Consider the following 23,415-nt stretch of genomic DNA (forward strand, 5'->3'; position numbering starts at 1 on the left):
GCTTCGGAGACTCTCAGACTTCCCGGAGCCCGGGCGGCCCGAGCCCCCCGCGCACCCTCACCCCAGCGTCACCGTGGGCACCGGATTGCTCCCGCTCCACGACGCGTTGAAGCCGAACGTCACCGAACCGCCGTCGGGAACCGTCGCGTTGTACGAGGCGTTGGAACAGGTGACCGCCGCCCCCGACTGGGTGCAGTTCGCGTTCCAGGCCTGCGTGATCTGCTGCCCGGCCCCGTACGTCCAGTTCACCTTCCACGACGACAGCGCCGCCCCCGAGCAGGCGATCCGCACCTGCCCCGTGAAGCCGGTGTTCCACTGGCTGGTCACGCTGTACACCGCCGTGCACGCGCCCGTCGGCGGTGTCACGGTGCCCCCGAGCGCCTCGACGATCGCGTAGTACGCCGGTTTCGGCGCGAAGTTCTCGTCGTACGGCGTCGCCGCGCCCTGCCCCGGGAAGGTGCTCGGGATCCAGGAGTCGGAGTCGGTGAAGCCCCACACCGTGACGCCGGTGCACCGGGTCACCGCCAGACAGGCGTTCATCACCGCCTTGTAGTCGGCGGCCTGCTGGGTGAGCTTGGCGCTGTCGGAGGGCAACGTCATCCGGATGTCCAGCTCGGTGATCGCCACGTCGACGCCGAGGTCGGCGAAGCGCTGGATGTTCTGCTGGAGGGTGGACGGCACCTGGCCGAGGATCAGATGGGCCTGGAGGCCGACGCCGTCGATCGGGACGCCCTGCTCCTTCAGCGACTTGACCAGGTCGTACAGGGCGGTGGACTTCGCGTTGACGCCCTCGACGTTGTAGTCGTTGATGTAGAGCTTCGCGGCCGGGTCGGCGGCCCGCGCCCAGGTCAGGGCGTCGGCGATGTAGTCGGCGCCGAGGCCCTGGTACCAGAGGGTGGAGCGGTAGGTGCCGTCCTCGTTGAAGGGCTCGTTGACGACGTCCCAGGCGGCGACGCGGCCCTCGTAGCGGTCGACCTCGGTGGTGATGTGGTCCTGGAGCAGGGTGGCGAGCTGGGCGGACGTCCAGCTGCCGTTGGTCAGCCAGCTCGGGTTCTGGCTGTGCCAGACCAGGGTGTGGCCGCGCACCTCCTGGTCGTGGGCCTCGGCGAAGTCCACGATCTGGTCGGCCTCGGCCCAGTTGAAGGTCCCCTGGGTCGGCTCGACCGAGCCCCACTTCATGGCGTTGCCGGGGGTGAGCCAGTTGAACTGCCCTCCCGCGATGTCACCGTAGGTGCCGGTGAGCTTGGAGCCGGTGACGGCCGTGCCCATGACCTTGCCCTGGGCGGCGGCGAGGTCGCGCAGCGGTTCGTCGGCCGCGTGGGCGGTCGTGGAACCGGCGGTGAGCAGGGCGCCGACGGCCGCGGCGCCGGCGCACAGGGCCGCGAGACGGCGCCGGAAGGATGGTGCGGAGGATCTCATGACAGGCCTCCGAAAGTTTCGGTCGTGTAACCGATTGGCTTCGGAGGAGTGTGGAGGCGTCCTCCCCACCCGTCAATACGTCACCTTCAGGCCACCGGCGGCGCCGCCGTGCTCGTCCGCACCACCAGACTGGTCGCCAGCTCCACCCGGGTCGCCGCCGGCGCCTCCTCCGCGCGCCCCAGCTCCAGCACCAGCCGGGCGGCCGCCTCGGCCATCTCGGTCAGCGGCTGCCGCACGGTCGTCAGGGGCGGGCCCACCCAGCGGGCCACCGGCAGGTCGTCGAAGCCGACCACGCTGACGTCCTCGGGGATGCGCAGGCCCAGCTCACGGGCGGCCTCGTAGCAGCCGAGGGCCTGGAGGTCGTTGCCGGCGAACACGGCGGTGGGCCGGTCGGGGCGGGCGAGCAGCTCGCGCCCGAGCCGGTAGCCGGTCTCGTGGTGGAAGTCACCGGTCATGATCAGCCCCGGGTCGACCGGCAGCCCGGCCGTCTCCAGGGCCGCGCGGTAGCCGTCGACGCGGGCCCGGCTGCACATCATCTGCGCGGGGCCGCTGATCGCCCCGATCCGCCGGTGCCCCAGCTCGACCAGGTGCCGGGTGGCGGCGAGCCCGCCCTGCCAGTTGGTGGCGCCGATCGAGGGCACGTCCGCCCCCGGGTCGCCCGCCGGGTCCATCACCACGAACGGGATGGAACGGCTGGTCAGCAGCGCGCGCTGGGACTCGTCGAGCCCGGACAGCACGAGCACCACGCCGTGCGGGCGGCGGGCGGCGACCTGGTCGGCCCAGGTCCGCCCCGGCGTGAGCCGTCCCGCGCTCTCGCTCAGCACGACGCTCAGCCCGGCGTCCCGCGCGACGTTCTCGACGCCCCGGATGACCTCCATCGCCCAGGCGCTCTCCAGCTCGTGGAAGACCAGGTCGATCAGCGGCGAGCGGGTCGCCTCGGCGCGCCGGCGCCGGTAGCCGTGGGCGCGCAGCAGCTCCTCGACGCGGGCGCGGGTCGCGGGCGCGACATCGGCACGGCCGTTGAGGACCTTCGAAACAGTCGGTGCCGAGACGCCGGCCTCGCGGGCGATCTCCGCGAGGGTCGCGGTCTGCCCCGCCGAACGCCGTGTCGGCCGGTCTTCCGTCCGCGTCTGCGCGGGCTCCGAGGGTGTCATGGCGGCGATCGTATCCCCGCACGACCTCTTGACGAACCCTTCGCCGGGCCTTAGGTTCCCGGAACATTCGAAGTGCACATCGAAACATTCGCACGATCGGTCCCCGACCGGTGGCTCACCGACCTCTGACAGGAGTTTCATGACCACCGCCCCCTGGCGTGACCCCGCCCTGCCCGCCGCCGCCCGTGTCGACGACCTCCTCTCCCGGATGACCCTCGAGGAGAAGACCGCCCAGCTGTACGGCGTGTGGGTCGGCGCCGCGACGGACGGCGACGGAGTCGCCCCGCACCAGCACGACATGACCGCCGACTACGACTGGGCCGAGCTGATCACCCACGGGCTCGGCCAGCTCACCCGCTCCTTCGGCACGGCCCCCGTGGACCCGGCGGTCGGTGCCCGCGCCCTGGCCCTGGCCCAGCGCAGGATCACCGAGGCGGGCCGCTTCGGCATCCCCGCCGTCGCGCACGAGGAGTGCCTGGCCGGCTTCACCGCCTGGCGGGCCACCGCCTACCCGGTTCCGCTCGCCTGGGGCGCCGCCTTCGACCCGCCGCTGGTGGAGGAGATGGCCCGGCAGATCGGCCGCGACCTGCGCGCCGTCGGCGTCCACCAGGGCCTCGCGCCCGTCCTGGACGTCGTACGGGATCCGCGCTGGGGGCGGGTCGAGGAGACGATCGGCGAGGACCCGTACCTGGTGGGCACGGTCGGCGCGGCCTATGTGCGCGGCCTGGAGTCGGCCGGTGTCGTGGCCACGCTCAAGCACTTCGCCGGGTACGCCTCCTCGGCGGGCGCCCGCAACCTGGCGCCCGTCCGGGCGGGCACCCGCGAGTTCGCGGACGTGACGCTGCCGCCGTTCGAGATGGCGCTGCGCGAGGGCGGGGCCCGCTCGGTGATGGCCGCCTACACGGAACGCGACGGCGTCCCGGCCTCCGCCGACCCGGAGCTGCTGACCGCTCTCCTGCGCGAGGAGTGGGGCTTCACCGGCACGGTGGTCGCCGACTACTTCGGCATCGGCTTCCTCCAGACCCTGCACCGCGTGGCGGGCACCCCCGCGGAGGCGGCCCGGCTGGCCCTGGAGGCCGGCGTCGACGTGGAGCTGCCGACGGTGAAGTACTACGGCGAGGCCCTGGTGGCCGCCGTACGGGACGGGCAGGTCCCGCAGGACCTGGTCGACCGGGCCGCCCGCCGCGTCCTGCTCCAGAAGTGCGAGCTGGGCCTGCTGGACGCGGACTGGCGGCCGGAGCCGGCCGAGCCGGTGCCGGCCCGGCTGGACTCGGCGGCCAACCGGGCGGTGGCCCGCCGGCTGGCGGAGGAGTCGGTGGTGCTGCTGGACAACCCGGACGGCCTGCTGCCGCTGTCCCCGGACAGCCGGGTCGCCGTCGTCGGCCCCCGGGCGGCGGACGCGCTCGCGATGCTCGGCTGCTACTCCTTCCCCTCCCACGTCCTCACCCACCACCCCGAGGTGGAGCTGGGCATCGACATCCCCACGCTGCTGGAGTCGCTGCGCACCGAGCTGCCCGACGCCAAGGTGACGTTCGCGGAGGGCTGCCCGGTCTCCGGCCCGGACCGGTCGGGCTTCGAGGAGGCGGTGGCGAGGGCCTCCGAGGCGGACGTGTGCGTGGCCGTCCTGGGCGACCGGGCGGGCCTGTTCGGCCGGGGCACCTCGGGCGAGGGCTGCGACGTGGCCGACCTGCGCCTGCCGGGCGTCCAGGGTGAGCTGCTGGACGCCCTCGTGGCGACGGGCGTCCCGGTGGTCCTGGTCCTCCTCACCGGCCGCCCCTACGCCCTCGGCCGCTGGCACGGCCGGCTGGGCGCCGTCGTCCAGGCCTTCTTCCCCGGCGAGGAGGGGGGCCCGGCGGTCGCGGGGGTGCTGTCGGGCCGCGTCAACCCCTCGGGCCGGCTGCCCGTGAGCGTGCCCCGCGGGGTGGGCGGCCAGCCGTGGACGTACCTCCAGCCGCCCCTGGGCCTGGCCGACGAGGTCAGCAGCCTGGACCCGACGCCGCTGTACCCGTTCGGGTACGGGAGGTCGTACACGACGTTCGCGTGGGAGGACGCCGGGACCCCGGACGCGGAGATCGGAACCGACGGCTCGTACGACCTGTCCGTGACCGTCCGCAACACCGGCGACCGGCAGGGCGCCGAGGTCGTCCAGCTCTATCTGCACGACCCGGTGGCGAGCGTGACCCGGCCCGACGTACGGCTCGTCGGCTACCAGCGGGTCGCGCTGGAACCCGGCGGGTCGGCCCGCGTGACCTTCCGCTTCCACACCGACCTGTCGGCGTTCACCGACCGCGCGGGCCGGCGGGTGGTCGAACCCGGGGCGCTGGAACTGCGGCTGGGGGCGTCCAGCGCGGACGTGCGCCACACGGCCCGCCTGACCCTGACCGGGCCGGTGCGGGAGGCGGGAGCGGGGCGGAGGCTGCGGTGCGAGGTGGGGGTGGAGGTGGGGGTCGATGTGGGGGTCGATGTGGGGCGCGAGGTGGATGCGGGAGCGGGAGCGGAGTCGGTAGGGGGAGCGGAGACGGAGGCGGGGGCGGAGCGCGCCTGAGGCGCTCCGGGGGCTTCGGGGGCGCTTCGAGGGGTGGCCTCGGGGGCGCTTCGAGGGGTGGCCCGGGGGCGCTTCGAGGGGTGGCCCGGGGGCGCTCCGGGGGGATACCCGGGGGGCGCTCCGGGGGCCCGGGGGCCGCTCCGGGGTGCCCGGGGGGCGCTCCGGGGAGTGCCCCGGAGGCGCTCCGGGGGTGGAGGGGCGCTCCGGGCCGGAGGTCCTACTCCTCCACCGCCTCGAACCGCCAGCGGTGCACCGACCGGCTCACCAGCTCCCCGTCCGGCTCGGGCAGTTCGGGCACGTCGGCGTCGTACTCCGCGTCCCACCAGGTGATGACCAGCACCCGGTCCTGCGGGGCGCGGAGGACCTCGCGGCGCAGGGGTGCGGGCGAGAGCCGCTGCCCGCGCGCCCACGCCAGCAGCTCCGCCCCGCGGCCCTGCGCCGCCCGGGCCTCCCACATCAACGCGACCGTCATGACGTGATCCTCACGAGTAGAGGTTGGTCTCGCCGACCTCGTGGACGTGGTCGTGACCGTGGCCGGCGCCATGGTCGTGGCCGTGGTGCCGGCCGGGCACGTGCGGGTCGGTCACCGGGAGGGACGAGTCCGCCGACAGGTCCCAGGCGGACGCGGCCCGGCCCCGGGCGACCATCTCCGCGCCGAGGGCGGCGACCATCGCGCCGTTGTCCGTGCACAGCTTGGGGCGCGGCACGCGCAGCCGGATGCCGGCCGCCTCGCAGCGCTCCTGGGCGAGGGCGCGCAGCCGGGAGTTGGCGGCCACGCCGCCGCCGATCATCAGGTGGTCGACGCCCTCGTCGCGGCAGGCCCGTACGGCCTTGCGGGTCAGGACGTCGACGACCGCCTCCTGGAAGGACGCCGCCACGTCACGCACCGGGACCTCCTCCCCCGCCGCCCGCCGGGCCTCGATCCAGCGGGCGACCGCCGTCTTCAGGCCGGAGAAGGAGAAGTCGTAGACCGGGTCGCGCGGGCCGGTCAGGCCGCGCGGGAACGCGATCGCCGCCGGGTCGCCCTCGCGCGCGTACCGGTCGATGACCGGGCCGCCCGGGAAGCCCAGGTTCAGCACGCGGGCGATCTTGTCGAAGGCCTCACCCGCCGCGTCGTCGATGGTCGCGCCCATCGGGCGGACGTCGGAGGTGATGTCCGAGGAGAGCAGCAGGGAGGAGTGGCCGCCGGAGACCAGCAGCGCCATCGTCGGCTCCGGCAGCGGGCCGTGCTCCAGCTGGTCCACGCAGATGTGGGAGGCGAGGTGGTTGACGCCGTACAGCGGCTTGCCGAGCGCGTAGGCGTACGCCTTCGCCGCCGACACGCCGACCAGCAGGGCACCCGCCAGCCCGGGACCCGCCGTCACCGCGATGCCGTCCAGGTCCTTCGCCGAGACGCCCGCCTCCTTCAGCGCCCGGTCGATGGTCGGGACCATCGCCTCCAGGTGGGCCCTGCTGGCCACCTCCGGCACGACCCCGCCGAAGCGGGCGTGCTCGTCGACGCTGGAGGCGATGGCGTCCGCCAGCAGGGTGGTGCCGCGGACGACGCCGACGCCGGTCTCGTCGCAGGACGTCTCGATGCCGAGGACGAGGGGTTCGTCAGCCATTGATCTCGGTTCCTTGTACTGATGTCGGTTCGTCGGCCGAGCCGCTGTCGGATGCTGTGACCAGGCGCATGACCAGGGCGTCCACGTTCCCGGGCTGGTAGTAGCCGCGTCGGAAGCCGATGGGTTCGAAGCCGAAGCGCTCGTAGAGCCGCTGGGCGCGGACGTTGTCGACCCTGCACTCCAGCAGGACCTCGGCGACCTCGAAGGCGGTCGCGGCGCGCAGGAGTTCGGTGAGGAGCCGGGCGCCGAGGCCGGTGCCCTGGCGGTCGCGGGCGACGGCGATCGTCTGCACGTCGGCGCCCGCGCCGCCTCCGCCGTCGTCACCGCCGGAACCGCCCTCGGAACCGCCGTCGGAGGCGGCGCCGGAGCAGGCCAGGCCCGCGTAGCCGACGATCCGGCCCTCGGCCTCGGCCACGACGTAGCGGCGGGTCGCCTCGGGGCCTCGGGAGTGCGCCAGCTCGGACCAGAACATGCCGCGCGACCAGGCGTCCTCGGGGAAGAGGTCCTTCTCCAGTTCCAGCACGGGGTCGATGTCCCACCAGCGCATCTCGCGCAGGGCGGGGGCACCGGGCCGGGGGGCGCCGGGCGGCTCGGCGGTGCCGGGCTCGGCCGTGCCGGGCTCGGCGGTGCCGGGCTCGGCGGTGCCGGGCTCGGCCGTGCCGGACTGCGGGGCGCCGGACTCGGTGCCGCCCGGTTCACCGGCCGGGCCGGACCGGGGGGCGTCGGGCTCGGGAACGTCGGACTCGGTCACTTGGGGGTGACCACCTTGTAGTTCTTGGGGACCTGCGCGTCCGGGCGGCGCAGGTACAGCGGGCGCGGCGCCGGGAGTTCCTCACCGGCGGCGAGCCGCTCGGCGGCCAGCGCGGCGAGGGCCGCGGCGGAGACGTGCTCCGGCTCGTGCGCCTGGGGGAAGGTGTCGGGGTAGAGCAGCGCGCCCGCGCCGACGGCGGGCAGCCCGGCCACCCGGTCGGCGATGTCGGCCGGGCGGTCGACGGCCGGCTCGGTGACCCGGGTGCGGGAGTCGGCGTAGCGCGCCCAGTAGACCTCCTTGCGGCGGGCGTCGGTGGCCACGACGAAGGGGCCGTCCAGGTCGGCGGCGTAGGCGAGGCCGTCGAGGGTGCACAGACCGTGCACGGGGACACCGAGCGCGAGGCCGAAGGTGTCGGCGGTCATCAGACCGACGCGCAGCCCGGTGTACGGGCCGGGGCCGATGCCGACGACGATCCCGGTGACGGCGTCGAGCGCGCGTCCCGCGTCGGCGAGCAGACGGTCGACGGCCGGCAGCAGCAGCTCGCCGTGCCGGCGCGCGTCCACCTGGCTCGACGAGGCGATGACGGCCGTGCCGTCGTGCAGGGCGACGGTCACGGCGGGGGTGGCTGTATCCAGAGCGAGCAAGAGCACGCAAACAGCCTACGGCTCCTCGGGCCCGCGGCCCGTGTCGGACGTCCGGTCGCCCCGGTGCGGGACGTCCCGGCTGCTAACGTCGCCGCGGGGGACGAAGTACGACAAAAGAGGTGGTCGCCGGTGGCAGGCAGCAGCGCGACGGTCGTGGCCGGGCTCACCGCGGCGGCCGTCTGCACGGTCGGGTTCCTCGCCCTCCAGGCGTCGGCGAACGTGCCCGACACCCTCGGCAGGGCCTCCCTGGACCCGGCCGCCGCGGCGCCGAAGGCCCCCCGGGACAAGAACAACCCCACCGCTCTCCCCTCCGGCTCCGGCACGGGTGAGCGGGTCGTGTACTCGGTGGACGACGACCGGGTGTGGCTGGTCGGCGAGGACGGCGCGGTGCAGCGGACGTTCCCGGTCACCCCGGGCACGGTGGACCCGCTCCCGGGGACCTACGCGGTCACCTCCCGCTCGAAGGGCATCACCGGCACGGACGGCACGCCCGTCGAGCACGTGGTGCGCTTCAGCACCGTGGACGGGGTGGTCATCGGCTTCAGCGCGGCCGTGGACGGCTCGCTGCGGGCGCCCGACCCGGCGATGCGCACGGGCGGGATCCGCGAGGCGCGCGCGGACGGCGAGGCGATGTGGGCGTTCGCGACGATCGGGGAGCAGGTCGTCGTGATCCGGTGACGGGGTGCGGCGGGAGGCAATCGCCCCCCGGCCGGCCGGCCGGGGCGAGGCCCCGGCCCGAGGGCCGGGGCCGAGCCGGGGCCCGGGGCCGGAAGCCGGGAGCCGCGGGCCGAGCCGGAAGCCGGAGCCGAGCCGGGAGCCGCGGCCCGGAAGCCAGGTGGCGCGCGCTACGCCGCTTCCCGGTGGTGCCGCACCCGCGCCCCGGCGACGGCGGACCGCACAGGCCCGGTTCCGGGCTCGGGCTCGGGTGCGCGCGGCGGGCGGGACACCGCCTCGGCGGCCGCGCAGGACGCCAGCAGATCCCGCATGGAGACCCCGGCGAGGGCGGAGGGGCGCGACGGGACGTCGGACCTCTGGGGCTCGATGGCCGGCATGGACGCCTCCTGGGGGCCGGGGCGGGCCTGGTTAGGTTCACCTAACTAGGGACTGGATACCATGTGACCACGGGCGGGACGCCGGACGCAACATCATGCCGACGTCTTGTCGGAATCTTCATACGAACGCCAGAAGGACGTCAGAAGGACTGAGAAGGACGCAGAAGACAGGGCAGGGGTGAGCCCGTCGGGTACGGGCTCACCCCTGCCCTGTCGAACGGCGCTCCACGACCACCGTGGAGACCGGTCCTCAGCCGCCCGGAACGTCCGTCCGGGCCGCGCTCAGGCCGCCAGCACGCTCAGGTCCGCCGAGGCCCACCGCTCCCCCAGCCCGGTGACCGTCACCTGCCGCACCTCGTCCGTCGTGTCGCCGACGGCCCGGTGGATCCGCACCTGGAGCCGCTCGTCGGTCAGTTCCTCGACCTTGCCCTCGCCCCACTCCACGACCACCACCGACTCGGGCAGGGACACGTCGAGGTCGAGGTCCTCCATCTCGTCGAGCCCGCCGCCCAGGCGGTACGCGTCGACGTGGACGAGCGGCGGGCCGTCCCCGAGGGACGGGTGGACGCGGGCGATCACGAACGTCGGGGAGGTGACCGCCCCGCGCACGCCGAGCCCCTCGCCGAGACCGCGCGTCAGGGTCGTCTTGCCCGCGCCGAGCTCCCCGCTGAGTATCACGAGGTCGCCGGCGCGCAGCAGCTTTGCCAGGCGGCGGCCCAACTCCCGCATCTGCTCGGGAGAGTTGACGATCAGCTCGGTCTCAGCCGGGTTGTGCGGTGCTGCTGGTGCTTCCATAGCCACCCACGGTAGCCCCTGCGGGCACGGCGCCCGCGCGGGTGAGCAGGTCGGCGAGGCGGTCGGTGACCGCTTCCGGGTGTTCCAGCATCACCAGGTGCCCGGCGTCCGGGACGAGCACCAGCTCGGCGTCCGGCAGCAGGTCGGCGATGGCCTCGCTGTGCTCGCTGGGCGTGACGAGGTCGCCGATGCCGGCCAGCACCAGCACCGGCATGTCCGTGAAGCGGGCGAGCGCCTCGGTCTTGTCGTGGTCGGTGAAGGCCGGGTAGAACTCGGCGACCACGTCGATCGGCGTGCCCTCGATCATCCGCTCGGCGAACCGGGCGACGGCCGGGTCGACGTCCCGGGACGCGAACGAGTACCGCTTGACGACCCCGGCGAACAGGTCGGCGGTGGCCCGCCTCCCCTTCTCCACCAGCTCGGCCCGCTGCCCCAGCAGCTTCAGCACCCCGGGCAGGACCCGCCGTACGGCGTTGACCCCCGCGACCGGCAGTCCGAAGTTGACCTCGCCGAGCCGCCCGGAGGACGTACCGACGAAGGCGGTGGCGACGACCCGCTCACGGATCAGCTCGGGGTACTGCGCGGCCAGCGCCATCACCGTCATGCCGCCCATGGAGTGCCCGACGAGCACGATCGGCCCCTCCGGCGCGGCCGCGTCGACGACGGCCTTCAGATCGCGTCCCAGCTGGTCGATGGTGACCGGCACCCCGTCGTGGAGCTGGGCCGCCCCGCGCGCGGAGCGCCCGTGGCTGCGCTGGTCCCAGTGCACGGTCCGGACGACGCCCCGCAGCGCGGCGCGCTGGAAGTGCCAGGAGTCCTGGGTGAGGCAGTAGCCGTGGCTGAAGACGACGGTGACGGGGAGGGGGGCCTTGCGGCCGAAGAGCCGGCGCCGCCGGTTCGCCGGTCCGCCCTGCGGCTCCACGTCGTCGACCTCGTAGTACAGCTCGGTGCCGTCGTCGGCGAAGGCCTTGCCCGGGGTGCCGCGCAGGGCGCCGTACGGCCCCGCCGCGTCGAGGGCGAGCCGTGCCTTCGCGCGCATGCCCCGGCCCACGGTCATCCGCTCCAGCGCGACGCCGGCCGCGGCGCCCGCGGCGATCACGCCTATCGCGGCGCCGGCGACGCCGGTCGCCCGGCGCCAGTTCCCGGCCGCCCCCGGGGCGGAGGCGGCGACGGCCGCCGAGGCGGCGCTCGCCACCGCCTCCGCACTGCTCTCGCTCACGTACCGCTCCTCCTCGGCCGACGCCAGGTGTTGCTGCTGTTGCCGTGCCGCTGCTGTTTCTGCTGTTTCTGCCGTTGTGACTGCTGTTGCCCACGATGCGCACGCCATGCGCACGGCATGCACCCGGCCTGCGCACGGCATACGTACGGCATGCGCGCGTGGGACATGAGTGAACCAGCCGCGGACGTCGCCCCCGAAGGTCCCCCCGCCGGGGGGACTACCCGTCCCGGTCCCCGTTCACGTAGACGCGGGGAACCCGCGTTCCGATGCGCGTGACGATCTCGTACCCGATGGTCCCCGCGGCCTGCGCCCAGTCCTCCGCGGTGGGCTCGCCGCGGTCACCGGGTCCGAACAGCACCGCCTCGGCCCCCGGCCCGGGGTCGTCGCCGCCGAGGTCGACGACGAACTGGTCCATCGCGATCCGCCCCGCGGCCGTACGCCACTTGCCGGCGACGAGCACCGGGCCGGTGCCGGACGCGTGCCGGGGGACGCCGTCGGCGTACCCGAGGGGAACCAGACCGAGGGTGGTCTCGCCCGGGGTCGTGTAGTGGTGGCCGTAGCTGACGCCGTGCCCGCCGGGGACGTGCTTCACCAGGGCCAGGGAGGCCGCGAGGGTCATCACCGGCCGCAGGCCGAGATCGGCGGCCGAGCCGACCTCGGGGCTGGGCGAAAGGCCGTACATGGCGATCCCCGGGCGGACGAGGTCGAAGTGGGCCGCGGGGAGGGTGAGCGTGGCCGGGGAGTTGGCGATGTGCCGCACCTCGGGCCGTACGCCCTGCCCCTCGGCGTACGCCACCATCTCGCGGAAGCGGGAGAGCTGGGCCGCGTTGGAGGGGTGGCCGGGTTCGTCGGCGCAGGCGAAGTGGGACCACAGCCCGGTGACCCGGACGAGTCCGTCGCCCTCCGCGCGCAGCGCCTCGGCGACCAGGTCGGGCCAGTCGGCGGGCTGGCATCCGTTGCGGCCCAGCCCGGTGTCGGCCTTGAGCTGCACCCGGGCCGTCCGTCCGGCGAGCCGGGCCGCCTCGACGGCCTCGCGCAGCGCCCACAGCCCGCTCACGGACACGTCGAGGCCGGCCTCGATCGCCTCCCGCCAGGGCCCGCCCGGCGTCCACAGCCAGCACATGATCCGCACGCCGGCCGGCAGCCCGGCCTCCGCGCGCAGCGCGAGCGCCTCCTCGGGCGTGGCGGTGCCGATCCAGGTGGCCCCCGCCTCCACGGCGGCCCGGGCGCACGGCACCGCGCCGTGGCCGTACCCGTCGGCCTTCACCACGGCCATGAACGCCGCCCCCGGCGCCTTGGCGCGCAGGGTCCGCACGTTGGCCCGCAGCGCGGCCAGGTCGATCTCGGCGCGGGCGCGCGGCGGGGCGGGGGTCGGCTGTGCAGTCTCACTCATCGCGCCCAGTGTCTCAGAGCGCCCGGAAAGCCCCTAAGAGCCGGGCCCACGGCCCCCACGTACGCGCCCTGGCGAGACGACGCCCCTCCAGGGCCCCTCCAGGGTCCCTCCAGGGGCGCGCCCCCGGCGGCCCGCCTCCCCTCACGCGCCCCTCCGAGCCCCCACGGCCCGTCTCGGAGCACGCCCCGCCGCCCGCCGCCCGTCTCGGAGCACGCCCCGCCGCCCGCCTCCGGCAAGCTCCTCCGCTCGCCGCCCAGCACGGTCCTACGGCTGCCTCTCCGGCGCGCCCCCGCCCCGGTACGCACCCTCCGCTCGCCGCCGAACACAGCCCTACGCCCCTCTCCGGCACGCCCCCGCGGCCCTCCCGGCGCGCCCTCGCCCCACCGCTCACCCGCTCGGCCCTCCCGGCGCGCCCTCGCCCCACCGCTCAGCCCCGCGCCTCCACGTCCGTCCCCGCACCCCTCTCCGGCGCGCACTCAGCCGCGTGCACACCAGAGCGCAGCCATCACCCCGCCCCATCACCCACCACCCACCACCACCCACCGACACCCACCGACACCCGCCGACCAGACCAGCCCCCCACCCCCGCGTCACGCCCCGCCAGGCCCGGCCCCTCACCCCCGCGTCACGTCCCGCCAGGCGCGTGCCACGGCCTCGGCCACGTCGTGTGCGCCCACCGGTGCCCCGCGGGCCGCGAACCGCCCCGCCAGCCCGTGCAGATACGCGCCCGCGCTCGCCGCGTCCGACGCCGACAGCCCGGCCGCCAGCAGCGACCCCGCCAGTCCCGACAGCACGTCGCCGCTGCCGGCCGTGGCCAGCCACGACGTCCCGGTCGGGTTCACCCGTACGGGTCCTCGCCCCGGGTCCGCGACCAGCGTCGTCGACCCCTTCAGCAGCACCGTCGCCCGGTACCGCGCCGTCAGGTCGCGCACGGCGGCCAGCCGCCCCGCCTCGACGTCCTCCCGCGCCACCCCGAGCAGCGCGGCCGCCTCCCCCGCGTGCGGGGTCATCAGGGTCGGCGCCCTACGGCCCCGGACCGCCCCCGGCTCCGCCAGCCGCAGCGCGTCCGCGTCGATCAGCACGGGCACGTCGGCGGCCAGCACCTCGGCCACCGTCGCCGCGTCGTCGCCGACGCCCGGCCCGACGACCCACGCCTGCACCCGCCCGGCATGCGCGGGCCCCTGGTCGGAGACGAGCGTCTCCGGGAAGCGGGCGATGACGGCCTCCGCGGCCGGCCCGACGTACCGCACGGCACCCGCCCCGCCGCGCAGCGCGCCGGCCACGGCCAGCACGGCGGCCCCCGGGTAGCGGGCCGACCCGGCGGCGACACCGACCACGCCCCGCCGGTACTTGTCGCTCTCGGCGCCCGGCACCGGCAGCAGCGCCGCCACGTCCGCGTGCTGCAACGCCTCCAGCTCGGGCTCGGCGGGCAGTTCCAGTCCGATGTCGACGAGCCGCACCGACCCGGCGTACTCCCGCGCCGGATCGATCAGCAGGCCCGGCTTGTGCGCGCCGAAGGTGACGGTGAGGTCGGCCCGGACGGCGGCGCCCCGCACCTCCCCGGTGTCCGCCTCCACCCCGCTCGGCAGGTCGACGGCGACGACGGCGGCCCGCGACCCGGCGGCCAGCGCGGCGAGCGGAGCCGCGTCCTCCCGCAGACCGCCCCGCCCGCCGATCCCGACGATCCCGTCGACCACCAGGTCGGCGCGGCACAGCAGGCCCTCGGCGGCGCTCGCCGGGACCGCCCGGCCGCCCGCCCGCAGCAGGGCCGCCAGCCCCCCGGGATGGGTCCGCTCCGGCGCGAGCAGCACGGCGCTCACCCCGGCGCCGCGCCGGGCCAGCCGGGCACCCGCGTACAGGGCGTCGCCGCCGTTGTCGCCGCTGCCGACGAGCAGCACGACCCGGCTGCCGTACACCCGCCCCAGCAACTCCGCACAGGCGGCGGCGAGTCCGGCGGCGGCCCGCTGCATCAGCGCGCCCTCCGGCAGACGGGCCATCAGCTCCCGTTCGGCGGTCCTGACCGTGTCCACGCAGTAGGCAGTACGCATGGCCCTACCTCTACCGCCCTACCACTCGCCCCACACCTGCCACTCCCCGCACACCTGCCACCGGGGCTGGCCTACCCCTCCGCCACCACCACCGCCGAGGCGATCCCCGCGTCATGGCTGAGCGACACGTGCCAGGACCGTACGCCCAGCTCCGCGGCGCGCGCCGCGACGCTCCCCCGCACGCGCAGCCGCGGCTGCCCGCTGTCCTCCACGTACACCTCCGCGTCGGTCCACAGCAGTCCCGCCGGTGCCCCCAGCGCCTTGGCCACCGCCTCCTTGGCCGCGAACCGCGCCGCCAGCGAGGCGACCCCCCTGCGCTCCCCGCTCGGCAGCAGCAACTCACTCTCGATGAACAGCCGTTGCGCCAGCGCGGGCGTCCGCTCCAGGGACGCCGCGAACCGCTCGATCTCCGCCACGTCGATGCCGACCCCGATGATGCTCATGCCGAGCACCCTACGGCCGCCCCGCAGAACGACCGCCCAGCGCCGCCCCGGGACCGCCGCAGGCGATCAGGGGCGCGGGGAACTGCGTGACCAGGCACACACGACCGGCGCCCGCACACCACCCGCACCCGGCACACCGCCCCGCCCCTCCCGAAGCACCCCCTACTCCACCGTGACCGACTTGGCCAGGTTCCGCGGCTGATCCACCTCGTTCCCCCGAGCTGTCGCCAGCTCGCACGCGAACACCTGCAACGGAACCGTCGCCACCAGCGGTTGCAGCAGCGTCGGCGTCACCGGGACCCGTACGAGATGGTCGGCGTAGGGGACGACCGCCTCGTCCCCCTCCTCCGCGATCACGATGGTGCGCGCGCCCCGGGCCCGGATCTCCTGGATGTTGGACACGATCTTGTCGTGCAGCACGGACCGCCCCCGCGGCGACGGCACGACCACGACGACCGGCAGGTCCTCCTCGATCAGCGCGATCGGCCCGTGCTTCAGCTCGCCCGCCGCGAAGCCCTCGGCGTGCATGTACGCCAGCTCCTTCAGCTTGAGCGCGCCCTCCAGCGCCACCGGATACCCCACGTGCCGGCCGAGGAAGAGCACGGTGTCCTTCGCGGCGAGGGAGCGCGCCAGCTCCCGCACCGGCTCCATGGTCTCCAGCACCCGATCGACGTCGGCGGGGATCCGCGCGAGGTCGCGGACCACGTCCCGGATCTCGTCCGCCCACTTGGTGCCCCGCACCTGGCCCAGGTACAGCGCCACCAGGTAGCAGGCCACCAGCTGCGTCAGGAAGGCCTTCGTCGAGGCGACCGCCACCTCCGGCCCGGCGTGCGTGTACAGCACCGCGTCCGACTCGCGCGGGATGGTCGACCCGTTGGTGTTGCAGATCGCCAGCACCTTGGAGCCCTGCTCGCGGGCGTGCCGCAGCGCCATCAGCGTGTCCATGGTCTCGCCGGACTGCGAGATGGCGATGACCAGCGACCGGGGGCCCAGGATGGGGTCCCGGTAGCGGAACTCGCTGGCCAGCTCCACCTCGCACGGGATCCGCGTCCAGTGCTCGATGGCGTATTTGGCGATCATCCCCGCGTGGAAGGCCGTACCGCACGCGACGATGACGACCTTGTCCGCCTGGCGCAGCTCGGCCGCGGAGATGCGCAGCTCGTCCAGGGTCAGCGCGCCGGAGGCGTCGATGCGTCCCAGCAGCGTGTCGGCGACCGCCTTGGGCTGCTCGGCGATCTCCTTGAGCATGAAGTAGTCGTAGCCGCCCTTCTCCGCGGCCGAGGCGTCCCAGTCGATGTGGTAGGAGCGCACGTCGGCCGGCCGGCCGTCGAAGCCGGTCACCGTCACCCCGTCCCGGCGCAGCTCCACCACCTGGTCCTGGCCCAGCTCGATCGCCGACCGGGTGTGGTCGATGAACGCGGCGACGTCCGAGGCGAGGAAGGCCTCGCCCTCGCCGACGCCCACCACGAGCGGCGAGTTCCGCCGCGCCCCCACGACCACGTCCGGCTCGTCGGCGTGCACCGCGACCAGCGTGAACGCCCCTTCGAGCCGCCGGCACACCAGCCGCATGGCCTCCGCGAGGTCGGCCGTGGCGGAGAACTCCTCGGCGAGCAGATGGGCCACGACCTCGGTGTCGGTCTCGGAGACCAGCTCGTGGCCGCGCTCGGCCAGTTCGGCCCGCAGCACCGCGAAGTTCTCGATGATCCCGTTGTGCACGACGGCGACGCGCCCGGCGTTGTCGAGGTGGGGGTGGGCGTTGGCGTCGGTCGGCGCGCCGTGCGTCGCCCACCGGGTGTGCCCGATCCCCGTCGACCCGGCCGGCAGCGGCCGCTCCTTGAGCTCCTTCTCCAGGTTGACGAGCTTGCCCGCCCGCTTGGCGGCGGCGAGTCCCCCGTCGGCCGGCACGGCGACGCCCGCCGAGTCGTACCCCCGGTACTCCAGCCGTTTCAGTCCGGCGGTCACGACATCGAGCGCCGACTGCGACCCCACGTATCCCACGATTCCGCACATGCGCGGCAGCCTACGGCCGATCCCCGCCCGGAAAAGCCCTTCGCGTGCCCGATTCCGGAAATTCCCGCGCCCGTACGACCCCCCCGAACCGCTTCGTTCGGCCCTGGGCGTCCCGTGGCCGCCCGGCGGCGTGACGGACCCCACCCGCCATCGCGTTCAGACTCCGTTAACAATGGACTGTGATCTCTCCGGTCTCCCCGATGCCCCGGAGCGCCCACCGGCACAGGCCGGAGGCGACTCCCTACGTCGACCTCACCCGCTGCGAGTGGAGCGCGCTGCGCGACAAGACGCCGCTGCCGCTGACCGCCGACGAGGTCGAGCGACTGCGCGGCCTCGGCGACGTCATCGACCTGGAGGAGGTGCGGGACATCTACCTCCCGCTGTCCCGTCTCCTCAACCTCTACGTCGGCGCCACCGACGGTCTGCGCAGCGCTCTCAACACCTTCCTGGGGGAACAGGGCTCCCAGGCGGGCACGCCGTTCGTCATAGGGGTCGCCGGCTCGGTCGCGGTGGGCAAGTCGACGGTCGCCCGCCTCCTCCAGGCCCTCCTCTCCCGCTGGCCGGAGCACCCCCGCGTGGAACTGGTCACCACCGACGGCTTCCTGCTGCCCACCAAGGAGCTGGAGGCCCGCGGCCTGATGTCGAGGAAAGGTTTCCCCGAGTCCTACGACCGCCGCGCCCTGACCCGCTTCGTGGCCGACATCAAGGCCGGCAAGGACGAGGTCACCGCCCCCGTCTACTCCCACCTGATCTACGACATCGTCCCGGACCAGAAGCTCACCGTCCGCCGCCCGGACATCCTGATCGTGGAGGGCCTGAACGTCCTCCAGCCCGCCCTCCCGGGCCAGGACGGCCGCACCCGCGTCGGCCTCGCCGACTACTTCGACTTCAGCGTGTACGTCGACGCCCGCACCGAGGACATCGAGCGCTGGTACCTCAGCCGCTTCCGCAAGCTGCGCGAGACGGCCTTCCAGAACCCGTCCTCCTACTTCCGCAAGTACACCCAGGTCTCCGAGGAGGAGGCCCTCGACTACGCCCGCACGATGTGGCGCACCATCAACAAGCCCAACCTGGTGGAGAACATCGCCCCCACCCGCGGCCGCGCCACCCTCGTCGTCCGCAAGGGCCCGGACCACAAGGTGCAGCGGCTCGGTCTCCGCAAGCTGTAGGAGCCGGTGGCCGGCTTCAGCGTCCGGTGGCCGGCTGTAGAGGCCGGTGGCTGTGGGATAAAGGGCGGCATGCTGCATCTGCGCCTGATCACACCGGCCGAACGGACCGAGGACGTGGTCCGCCTGATCGAGAGCACCGTGGGCACCACCCATCTGGTGGTGCTGCCCGGCGCCGCCCGCACCCCGCCGGGCGACGTCGTCCTGTGTGACGTGGCGCGCGAGGCGGGCGACCGACTCCTCACGCGACTCCAGGAGTCGGGCCTCGAGGCGAGCGGCTCGATCGCCGTGGAGAACATCGACCTGTCTCTGTCCCGGCGGGCCGACGAGGCCGAGGAGGAAGCCCCGGGCGAGGGCGTGGACGCGGTCCTGTGGGAGCACCTGAGCGACGCGACCCACGAGGAGTCGACGCTCTCCGTCACCTACCTCGCCTTCATCACGCTCGCCACGATGATCGCGGCCTGCGGTGTGGTGCTCGACAACGCGGTCCTGATCGTGGGCGCGATGGCGGTGGGACCGGAGTTCGGCCCGCTGGCCGGCATCTGCACCGCGACGGTGCAGCGTGCCCCGCGCCTGGCACTGCGCTCACTGACCGCCCTGCTGGTGGGCTTCGCGGTGGCGATGGCCGTGACGGCGGGCTTCAGCCTCTTCATGGACGCGGTGGGCCTGTTCACCCGGGAGCAGTTGGAGGCCGACCGTCCGAACACGGGCTTCATCTACGCCCCGGACTGGTTCTCCTTCGTGGTCGCGGTCCTGGCCGGCGCCGCCGGCACCCTCTCGCTCACGTCCGCGAAGTCCGGCGCCCTGGTGGGTGTCGCCATCTCGGTGACCACGGTCCCGGCCGCCGCGAACGCGGCGGTGGCCCTGGTCTACGGCGACGCCACCCAGACCCTGCGCTCCTCGGAACAGCTCCTGCTGAACCTGCTGGGCATCATCCTGGCGGGCACCTCGACGTTGCTGGCCCAGAAGTGGTTCTGGTCACGACAGCGGACCTAGGGGCGCGGGGAACTGCGCGACCGGCCACGACGCGGCCTGCAGCCCTCATCGCGCAGCCCTCATCGCGCAGATTCCCCGCCCGTGCCGCTCAGCCCAGCGCCGACTTCACCGCGTCGGCCAGCCGCCCGGCCACGGACCGCGCCTGGTCGATGTCGGCCGCCTCGACCATCACCCGCACCAGCGGCTCGGTCCCGGACGGCCGGAGCAGCACCCGCCCGGTGGAGCCCAGCTCCCGCTCGGCCTCCCCGACGGCGGCGGCGAGCTCGGCGGAGGAGGACACCCGGGACCTGTCCACGTCGGGAACGTTGACCAGCACCTGCGGCAGCCGCTCCATCACGGACACCAGGTCCCGCAGCGTCCTGCCGCTCTCGGCGACCCGCGCCGCGAGCATGAGCCCGGTCAGCGTGCCGTCGCCGGTCGTCGCGTGGTCGAGGATGATCACGTGCCCGGACTGCTCGCCGCCGAGCGCGTACCCGTGCTGCTTCATCTCCTCCAGCACGTACCGGTCGCCGACGGCGGCCTGGACGAGCCGGATGCCCTCGCGCTCCATGGCCAGCTTGAAGCCGAGGTTGGACATCACGGTCGCGACGACGGTGTCCTCGCGCAGCGTCCCGCGCTCCCGCATGGCGAGCGCGAGCACGGACAGGATCTGGTCCCCGTCCACCTCCTCGCCGGTGTGGTCCACGGCGAGGCACCGGTCGGCGTCCCCGTCGTGGGCGATGCCGAGGTGGGCGCCGTGTTCGACGACGGCGGCCTTGAGCTTGTCCAGGTGCGTGGAGCCGCACCCGTCGTTGATGTTGAGCCCGTCCGGCGCCGCGCCGATGGTGACGATCTCCGCCCCGGCCCGGGTGAACGCCTCGGGCGAGACCCGGGCGGCGGCGCCGTGCGCCTCGTCGAGGACGACCTTCAGCCCGTCGAGCCGGTTCGGCAGAACGGCGATGAGGTGGGCGACGTACCGGTCGAACCCTTCGTCGTAGTCGCGGACGCGACCGACACCCGAGCCCGTCGGCCGCTCCCACGGCTCGCCGCGCCGGTGCTCCTCGTAGACGGACTCGATCCGGTCCTCGAGTTCGTCGGCGAGTTTGTGGCCGCCGCGGGCGAAAAACTTGATGCCGTTGTCGGGCATGGCGTTGTGGCTCGCGGAGAGCATCACGCCGAGGTCGGCGCCGAGCGCGCCCGTCAGGTACGCGACGGCAGGGGTGGGCAGCACCCCGACCCGCAGCACGTCCACACCGGCACTGGCCAGGCCGGCCACCACGGCCGCCTCCAGGAACTCCCCGGACGCACGCGGGTCCCGTCCGACCACCGCCACCGGGCGGTGGCCCTCGAAGGTGCCCGCCTCGGCCAGCACATGCGCCGCAGCGACGGACAGACCGAGCGCCATCTCGGCCGTGAGATCCGCGTTGGCCACACCGCGCACGCCGTCCGTGCCGAAGAGTCGTCCCACTTGTCCTCCTGAGGAAGCGTCAGTTTCGGTAGCCGTGCGGGTGTCCGGCTGATCGGCGCGGCCCCCGCACCCAGGCATTGCATGCCCTGAACATCCGATCACACAAGCCTTTGAGCACCTTGTGCCGTTATACGCCCACAGCTGCGAGAAAACGAACGCCCCGACGGCACTGTGGCGTGCCGCCGGGGCGTTCGGGGTACGTAGGAGTGGACCGAACCGGCCCGTGATACGTACGAGCAGGCAGCGAAGCTTAACGCTTGCTGTACTGCGGAGCCTTGCGGGCCTTCTTGAGACCGGCCTTCTTGCGCTCGACCGCACGGTCGTCGCGCTTGAGGAAGCCGGCCTTCTTCAGCGGGCCGCGGTTGTTGTCGACGTCCGCCTCGTTCAGCGCGCGGGCGACACCGAGACGGAGCGCACCGGCCTGACCGGAGACACCGCCACCGGCGATGCGGGCGACGACGTCGTAACGGCCCTCGAGCTCCAGGACCTTGAACGGCTCGTTGACTTCCTGCTGGTGCACCTTGTTCGGGAAGTAGTCCTCGAGGGTGCGACCGTTGATCTTCCACTTGCCGGTGCCCGGGACGATCCGGACGCGGGCGATGGCGTTCTTGCGGCGGCCCAGGCCGGCGGCCGGCTGCGGCTCGCCGAAGCGGGAGGCCAGCGACTCCGAGGTGTACTCGCCCTCGACGGGGACCTCGGACTCGGTGGTGTAGCTGTCGATGTCAAGCTCTTCGAGCGGCTGCTCGGCAGTGGTCTCAGCCACGGTGATACCTCAGATTCTCTTCAGCTTGGGGTGGTGTGGCCGGACTTACTGCGCGACCTGGGTGATCTCGAACGGCTGCGGCTGCTGCGCGCCGTGCGGGTGCTGGTCACCCTTGTAGACCTTCAGCTTCGAGAGCATCTGACGGCCCAGCGAGTTCTTGGGGAGCATGCCCTTGACGGCCTTCTCGATGGCCTTCTCCGGGTTCTTGTCCAGCAGCTCGTCGTAACGGACGGAGCGCAGACCACCCGGGTAGCCGGAGTGGCGGTAGGCCATCTTCTGGGTCCGCTTGTTGCCGGACAGGTGCACCTTGTCGGCGTTGATGATGATGACGAAGTCACCAGCGTCGACGTGCGGCGCGTAGATCGGCTTGTGCTTGCCGCGCAGCAGGGTGGCGGCGGTGGTGGCGAGACGGCCCAGGACAACGTCCTGAGCGTCGATGACGTGCCACTGGCGCGTCACATCGCCGGGCTTGGGGCTGTACGTACGCACGGTTCGTAGCCTTCGCTTCGAGTGAGTGGTCCTGACAAGGTCACCGAAGCGATCACGACAGCCCTGACCCCACTGCGGTGACGCATACCGCGTGGAGGTCGCTGGTCATCGGCCCGGTGGACCGGTGTAAGGGCCCGTCCCGTGAGAATGAGCAAGCCAATACACAACGAAGATGCAGGATACCTGCGGCGCGGTGGCCGGGTCAAAACGAGCTCACCCGTCGCCGAGGTCCGCTGCCTTCTCACCCGGTGTAGGTGCGACCGCCGCTGGGGGCTGCCGCCCCCAGGCCCCCGCTTCGGCCCTGGACGGGCCTCCTCCTCAAACGCCGGACAGGCTGGTAGGCCACGGCGAACACCAGCGTGCACAACGTCACCGCGTCCTTGAACGCCCGCCGCCGCACCGACTCCAGATACGGCCAGGTCAGGCCAGGGATCTGGGGGACCATGGCCAGCCAGAACCAGGGGCCGCGGGCCACCGAGCCCGGGTGGGGCAGTCCGGCCAGCAGCAGCGGCACCACGACCAGCAGATAGTGGTCGTACGACGGCCGGGAGACCAGGAACGCCGACAGCATCAGCCCGGCGGCCGTCTCGGCGAGCCGCAGCGGGCCGGGGTCCGCACGGCGCCAGCGCCGGTGGGCGCAGGCCACTCCGGCGGCGCAGGCCGCCAGCGCCAGCGTCCGGGCGACGGACTGCGGCACCCCCAGCCGGGGCAGCACCGCGGCCGGGGAGGCCTCGTACAGCCGTACGAAGGCGTCCTGGCCGCGCAGCAGGAAGGGCAGGGTGCGGGTGAGGAAGCCCGCCGGGTCGGGCAGGAGGAGGGCGGACGCGGCGGACACCAGCGCCGGCACCCCGGCCAGGACGGCCAGGGCCCGCCAGCGCCGGGCGAAGACGAACAGCAGCGCCAGCGGGGCCAGCAGCGGCTTCAGCGCCAGGGCCGCGCCGAGCACCGCGCCCGCCGCCACCCACCTCCCCCGGCTCACCAGCAGCAACGCCACCGGCAGCGCCAGGACCGCCGTCACCGTCCAGTTGCCCAGCCGGACCAGGTGCCCGAACGGCGCGAACCCGGCCGCCAGCCCGGTCAGCCCCAGGACCGCGAGCCGGCTGTCCCACGGCACCCGGTGCAGCCGCAGCGCACACGCCCAGCCGGCCGTCAGACACACGGCCACCGCCGCCGGCACCAGCACCCGCAGCACGGCCTGCGGCAGCAGCGCCTGCGGGACGGCGGCGAGCACCGCGCCCGGCAGATAGAGGAAGTGCGGGTCGTCGTACGGGGACCGGCCCGCCAGCCAGGCCCGTGCCGCCCGGACGACGATCGCGTTGTCCATGCCGCCGTCGGGGGTGGTCCGCGCCACATGCGCCACCGTCGCGCCCAGGACCGCCGCGAGCCCCCACCACAGCGGCCAGGGAGAACGCCGCACCAACCACCCGGAGATGTCGTGTTTGCCCGTACTCATTCCCGGAACGCTAGGCGCTCCGGC

At 74.0% G+C, this 23,415-nt stretch carries 21 protein-coding genes; 4 read left to right on the forward strand and 17 right to left on the reverse strand.

Translation table 11 applies throughout. The features are described from left to right. Positions 1-57 precede the first annotated feature (57 nt). Both ACZ3KJ_RS10320 and ACZ3KJ_RS10325 read right to left on the reverse strand, forming a co-directional pair. Positions 58-1,419, reverse strand: coding sequence for a glycoside hydrolase family 10 protein (locus tag ACZ3KJ_RS10320; protein ID WP_467526122.1), 1,362 nt, complete (start codon positions 1,417-1,419; stop codon positions 58-60). Between the two features lie 86 nt (positions 1,420-1,505). Then, entirely contained in the window at positions 1,506-2,573 is a 1,068-nt protein-coding gene (locus tag ACZ3KJ_RS10325) for a LacI family DNA-binding transcriptional regulator (RefSeq protein WP_389513358.1), read from the reverse strand. A gap of 139 nt (positions 2,574-2,712) precedes the next feature. On the opposite strand from ACZ3KJ_RS10325, the gene ACZ3KJ_RS10330 reads away from it, so the two are divergent. Beyond that, a complete protein-coding gene (locus ACZ3KJ_RS10330) occupies positions 2,713-5,118 on the forward strand; it encodes a beta-xylosidase/alpha-l-arabinosidase (RefSeq protein ID WP_467526123.1) in 2,406 nt (801 codons plus the stop codon). 217 nt (positions 5,119-5,335) lie between these two features. Here the strand turns inward: ACZ3KJ_RS10330 and ACZ3KJ_RS10335 are convergent, their stop codons facing one another. The 4 genes from ACZ3KJ_RS10335 to tsaB all read right to left on the reverse strand — a co-directional run bounded on the left by ACZ3KJ_RS10335 (position 5,336) and on the right by tsaB (position 8,123). Beyond that, a complete protein-coding gene (locus ACZ3KJ_RS10335) occupies positions 5,336-5,590 on the reverse strand; it encodes a hypothetical protein (protein WP_467526124.1) in 255 nt (84 codons plus the stop codon). A 10-nt stretch (positions 5,591-5,600) separates the two neighbouring features. Beyond that, positions 5,601-6,722, reverse strand: a complete 1,122-nt coding sequence (tsaD, locus tag ACZ3KJ_RS10340; RefSeq protein WP_467526125.1) for a tRNA (adenosine(37)-N6)-threonylcarbamoyltransferase complex transferase subunit TsaD — start codon at positions 6,720-6,722, stop codon at positions 5,601-5,603. Beyond that, positions 6,715-7,269: a GNAT family N-acetyltransferase gene (locus ACZ3KJ_RS10345; RefSeq protein WP_467526362.1), complete on the reverse strand. Its 555-nt coding sequence runs from the start codon at positions 7,267-7,269 to the stop codon at positions 6,715-6,717. The genes tsaD and ACZ3KJ_RS10345 overlap by 8 nt, the downstream gene beginning before the upstream one ends. Positions 7,270-7,469: 200 nt before the next feature. Then, positions 7,470-8,123 carry a tRNA (adenosine(37)-N6)-threonylcarbamoyltransferase complex dimerization subunit type 1 TsaB gene (tsaB, locus tag ACZ3KJ_RS10350; RefSeq protein ID WP_467526126.1) on the reverse strand — a complete coding sequence of 218 codons (654 nt, stop codon included), beginning with the start codon at positions 8,121-8,123 and terminating at the stop codon, positions 7,470-7,472. Positions 8,124-8,246: 123 nt separating this feature from the next. On the opposite strand from tsaB, the gene ACZ3KJ_RS10355 reads away from it, so the two are divergent. Beyond that, positions 8,247-8,795: a hypothetical protein gene (locus ACZ3KJ_RS10355; protein WP_467526127.1), complete on the forward strand. Its 549-nt coding sequence runs from the start codon at positions 8,247-8,249 to the stop codon at positions 8,793-8,795. A gap of 167 nt (positions 8,796-8,962) precedes the next feature. Here ACZ3KJ_RS10355 and ACZ3KJ_RS10360 read toward each other — a convergent pair whose 3' ends face one another. The 7 genes from ACZ3KJ_RS10360 to glmS all read right to left on the reverse strand — a co-directional run bounded on the left by ACZ3KJ_RS10360 (position 8,963) and on the right by glmS (position 17,077). Further along, positions 8,963-9,169, reverse strand: a complete 207-nt coding sequence (locus ACZ3KJ_RS10360) for a hypothetical protein (protein ID WP_467526128.1) — start codon at positions 9,167-9,169, stop codon at positions 8,963-8,965. A 282-nt stretch (positions 9,170-9,451) separates the two neighbouring features. After that, entirely contained in the window at positions 9,452-9,964 is a 513-nt protein-coding gene (gene tsaE, locus ACZ3KJ_RS10365) for a tRNA (adenosine(37)-N6)-threonylcarbamoyltransferase complex ATPase subunit type 1 TsaE (RefSeq protein WP_467526129.1), read from the reverse strand. Beyond that, on the reverse strand, positions 9,930-11,183 hold the full coding sequence (locus ACZ3KJ_RS10370) for an alpha/beta fold hydrolase (protein WP_467526130.1): 1,254 nt from the start codon (positions 11,181-11,183) through the stop codon (positions 9,930-9,932). Before ACZ3KJ_RS10370 ends, tsaE begins: the two co-directional genes overlap by 35 nt. 217 nt (positions 11,184-11,400) lie before the next feature. Continuing rightward, positions 11,401-12,576 carry an alanine racemase gene (alr, locus tag ACZ3KJ_RS10375; RefSeq protein WP_467526131.1) on the reverse strand — a complete coding sequence of 392 codons (1,176 nt, stop codon included), beginning with the start codon at positions 12,574-12,576 and terminating at the stop codon, positions 11,401-11,403. A gap of 614 nt (positions 12,577-13,190) precedes the next feature. Continuing rightward, a complete protein-coding gene (locus tag ACZ3KJ_RS10380) occupies positions 13,191-14,624 on the reverse strand; it encodes an NAD(P)H-hydrate dehydratase (protein ID WP_467526132.1) in 1,434 nt (477 codons plus the stop codon). A gap of 71 nt (positions 14,625-14,695) precedes the next feature. Next, positions 14,696-15,067, reverse strand: a complete 372-nt coding sequence (locus ACZ3KJ_RS10385) for a holo-ACP synthase (RefSeq protein ID WP_389513338.1) — start codon at positions 15,065-15,067, stop codon at positions 14,696-14,698. A gap of 162 nt (positions 15,068-15,229) precedes the next feature. Then, the gene (glmS, locus tag ACZ3KJ_RS10390) at positions 15,230-17,077 is read right to left on the reverse strand and encodes a glutamine--fructose-6-phosphate transaminase (isomerizing) (protein ID WP_467526133.1); all 1,848 of its coding nucleotides are present in this window, start codon (positions 17,075-17,077) and stop codon (positions 15,230-15,232) included. Positions 17,078-17,277: 200 nt separating this feature from the next. Here glmS and coaA point away from each other — a divergent pair, with 200 nt between their 5' ends. Together coaA and ACZ3KJ_RS10400 are read left to right on the forward strand one after the other, a co-directional pair. Next, positions 17,278-18,246 carry a type I pantothenate kinase gene (coaA, locus tag ACZ3KJ_RS10395; protein ID WP_467526134.1) on the forward strand — a complete coding sequence of 323 codons (969 nt, stop codon included), beginning with the start codon at positions 17,278-17,280 and terminating at the stop codon, positions 18,244-18,246. Between the two features lie 69 nt (positions 18,247-18,315). Next, on the forward strand, positions 18,316-19,239 hold the full coding sequence (locus ACZ3KJ_RS10400) for a DUF389 domain-containing protein (RefSeq protein WP_467526135.1): 924 nt from the start codon (positions 18,316-18,318) through the stop codon (positions 19,237-19,239). Positions 19,240-19,327: 88 nt separating this feature from the next. Here ACZ3KJ_RS10400 and glmM read toward each other — a convergent pair whose 3' ends face one another. The 4 genes from glmM to ACZ3KJ_RS10420 all read right to left on the reverse strand — a co-directional run bounded on the left by glmM (position 19,328) and on the right by ACZ3KJ_RS10420 (position 23,391). Beyond that, a complete protein-coding gene (glmM, locus tag ACZ3KJ_RS10405; RefSeq protein ID WP_467526136.1) occupies positions 19,328-20,686 on the reverse strand; it encodes a phosphoglucosamine mutase in 1,359 nt (452 codons plus the stop codon). Positions 20,687-20,936: 250 nt separating this feature from the next. Continuing rightward, complete coding sequence (rpsI, locus tag ACZ3KJ_RS10410) at positions 20,937-21,449, reverse strand: 30S ribosomal protein S9 (protein WP_019754544.1); 513 nt, start codon at positions 21,447-21,449, stop codon at positions 20,937-20,939. 45 nt (positions 21,450-21,494) lie between these two features. Further along, complete coding sequence (gene rplM, locus ACZ3KJ_RS10415; RefSeq protein ID WP_019329618.1) at positions 21,495-21,938, reverse strand: 50S ribosomal protein L13; 444 nt, start codon at positions 21,936-21,938, stop codon at positions 21,495-21,497. Positions 21,939-22,179: 241 nt separating this feature from the next. After that, positions 22,180-23,391 (reverse strand): glycosyltransferase 87 family protein, encoded by a 1,212-nt coding sequence (locus tag ACZ3KJ_RS10420; protein WP_467526137.1) that lies wholly within the window; start codon positions 23,389-23,391, stop codon positions 22,180-22,182. Positions 23,392-23,415: the final 24 nt, after the last annotated feature.

This window comes from Streptomyces sp. NPDC003248 (assembly GCF_055563235.1).

Excerpts from the sequence above, each read along its gene's own strand:
- ACZ3KJ_RS10320 (WP_467526122.1), bottom strand. The coding sequence starts at position 1,419 with ATGAGATCCTCCGCACCATCCTTCCGGCGCCGTCTCGCGGCCCTGTGC.
- ACZ3KJ_RS10325 (WP_389513358.1), bottom strand. The coding sequence starts at position 2,573 with ATGACACCCTCGGAGCCCGCGCAGACGCGGACGGAAGACCGGCCGACA.
- ACZ3KJ_RS10330 (WP_467526123.1), top strand. The coding sequence starts at position 2,713 with ATGACCACCGCCCCCTGGCGTGACCCCGCCCTGCCCGCCGCCGCCCGT.
- ACZ3KJ_RS10335 (WP_467526124.1), bottom strand. The coding sequence starts at position 5,590 with ATGACGGTCGCGTTGATGTGGGAGGCCCGGGCGGCGCAGGGCCGCGGG.
- tsaD (WP_467526125.1), bottom strand. The coding sequence starts at position 6,722 with ATGGCTGACGAACCCCTCGTCCTCGGCATCGAGACGTCCTGCGACGAG.
- ACZ3KJ_RS10345 (WP_467526362.1), bottom strand. The coding sequence starts at position 7,269 with ATGCGCTGGTGGGACATCGACCCCGTGCTGGAACTGGAGAAGGACCTC.
- ACZ3KJ_RS10360 (WP_467526128.1), bottom strand. The coding sequence starts at position 9,169 with ATGCCGGCCATCGAGCCCCAGAGGTCCGACGTCCCGTCGCGCCCCTCC.
- tsaE (WP_467526129.1), bottom strand. The coding sequence starts at position 9,964 with ATGGAAGCACCAGCAGCACCGCACAACCCGGCTGAGACCGAGCTGATC.
- alr (WP_467526131.1), bottom strand. The coding sequence starts at position 12,576 with ATGAGTGAGACTGCACAGCCGACCCCCGCCCCGCCGCGCGCCCGCGCC.
- ACZ3KJ_RS10380 (WP_467526132.1), bottom strand. The coding sequence starts at position 14,624 with ATGCGTACTGCCTACTGCGTGGACACGGTCAGGACCGCCGAACGGGAG.
- ACZ3KJ_RS10385 (WP_389513338.1), bottom strand. The coding sequence starts at position 15,067 with ATGAGCATCATCGGGGTCGGCATCGACGTGGCGGAGATCGAGCGGTTC.
- glmS (WP_467526133.1), bottom strand. The coding sequence starts at position 17,077 with ATGTGCGGAATCGTGGGATACGTGGGGTCGCAGTCGGCGCTCGATGTC.
- coaA (WP_467526134.1), top strand. The coding sequence starts at position 17,278 with ATGCCCCGGAGCGCCCACCGGCACAGGCCGGAGGCGACTCCCTACGTC.
- ACZ3KJ_RS10400 (WP_467526135.1), top strand. The coding sequence starts at position 18,316 with ATGCTGCATCTGCGCCTGATCACACCGGCCGAACGGACCGAGGACGTG.
- ACZ3KJ_RS10420 (WP_467526137.1), bottom strand. The coding sequence starts at position 23,391 with ATGAGTACGGGCAAACACGACATCTCCGGGTGGTTGGTGCGGCGTTCT.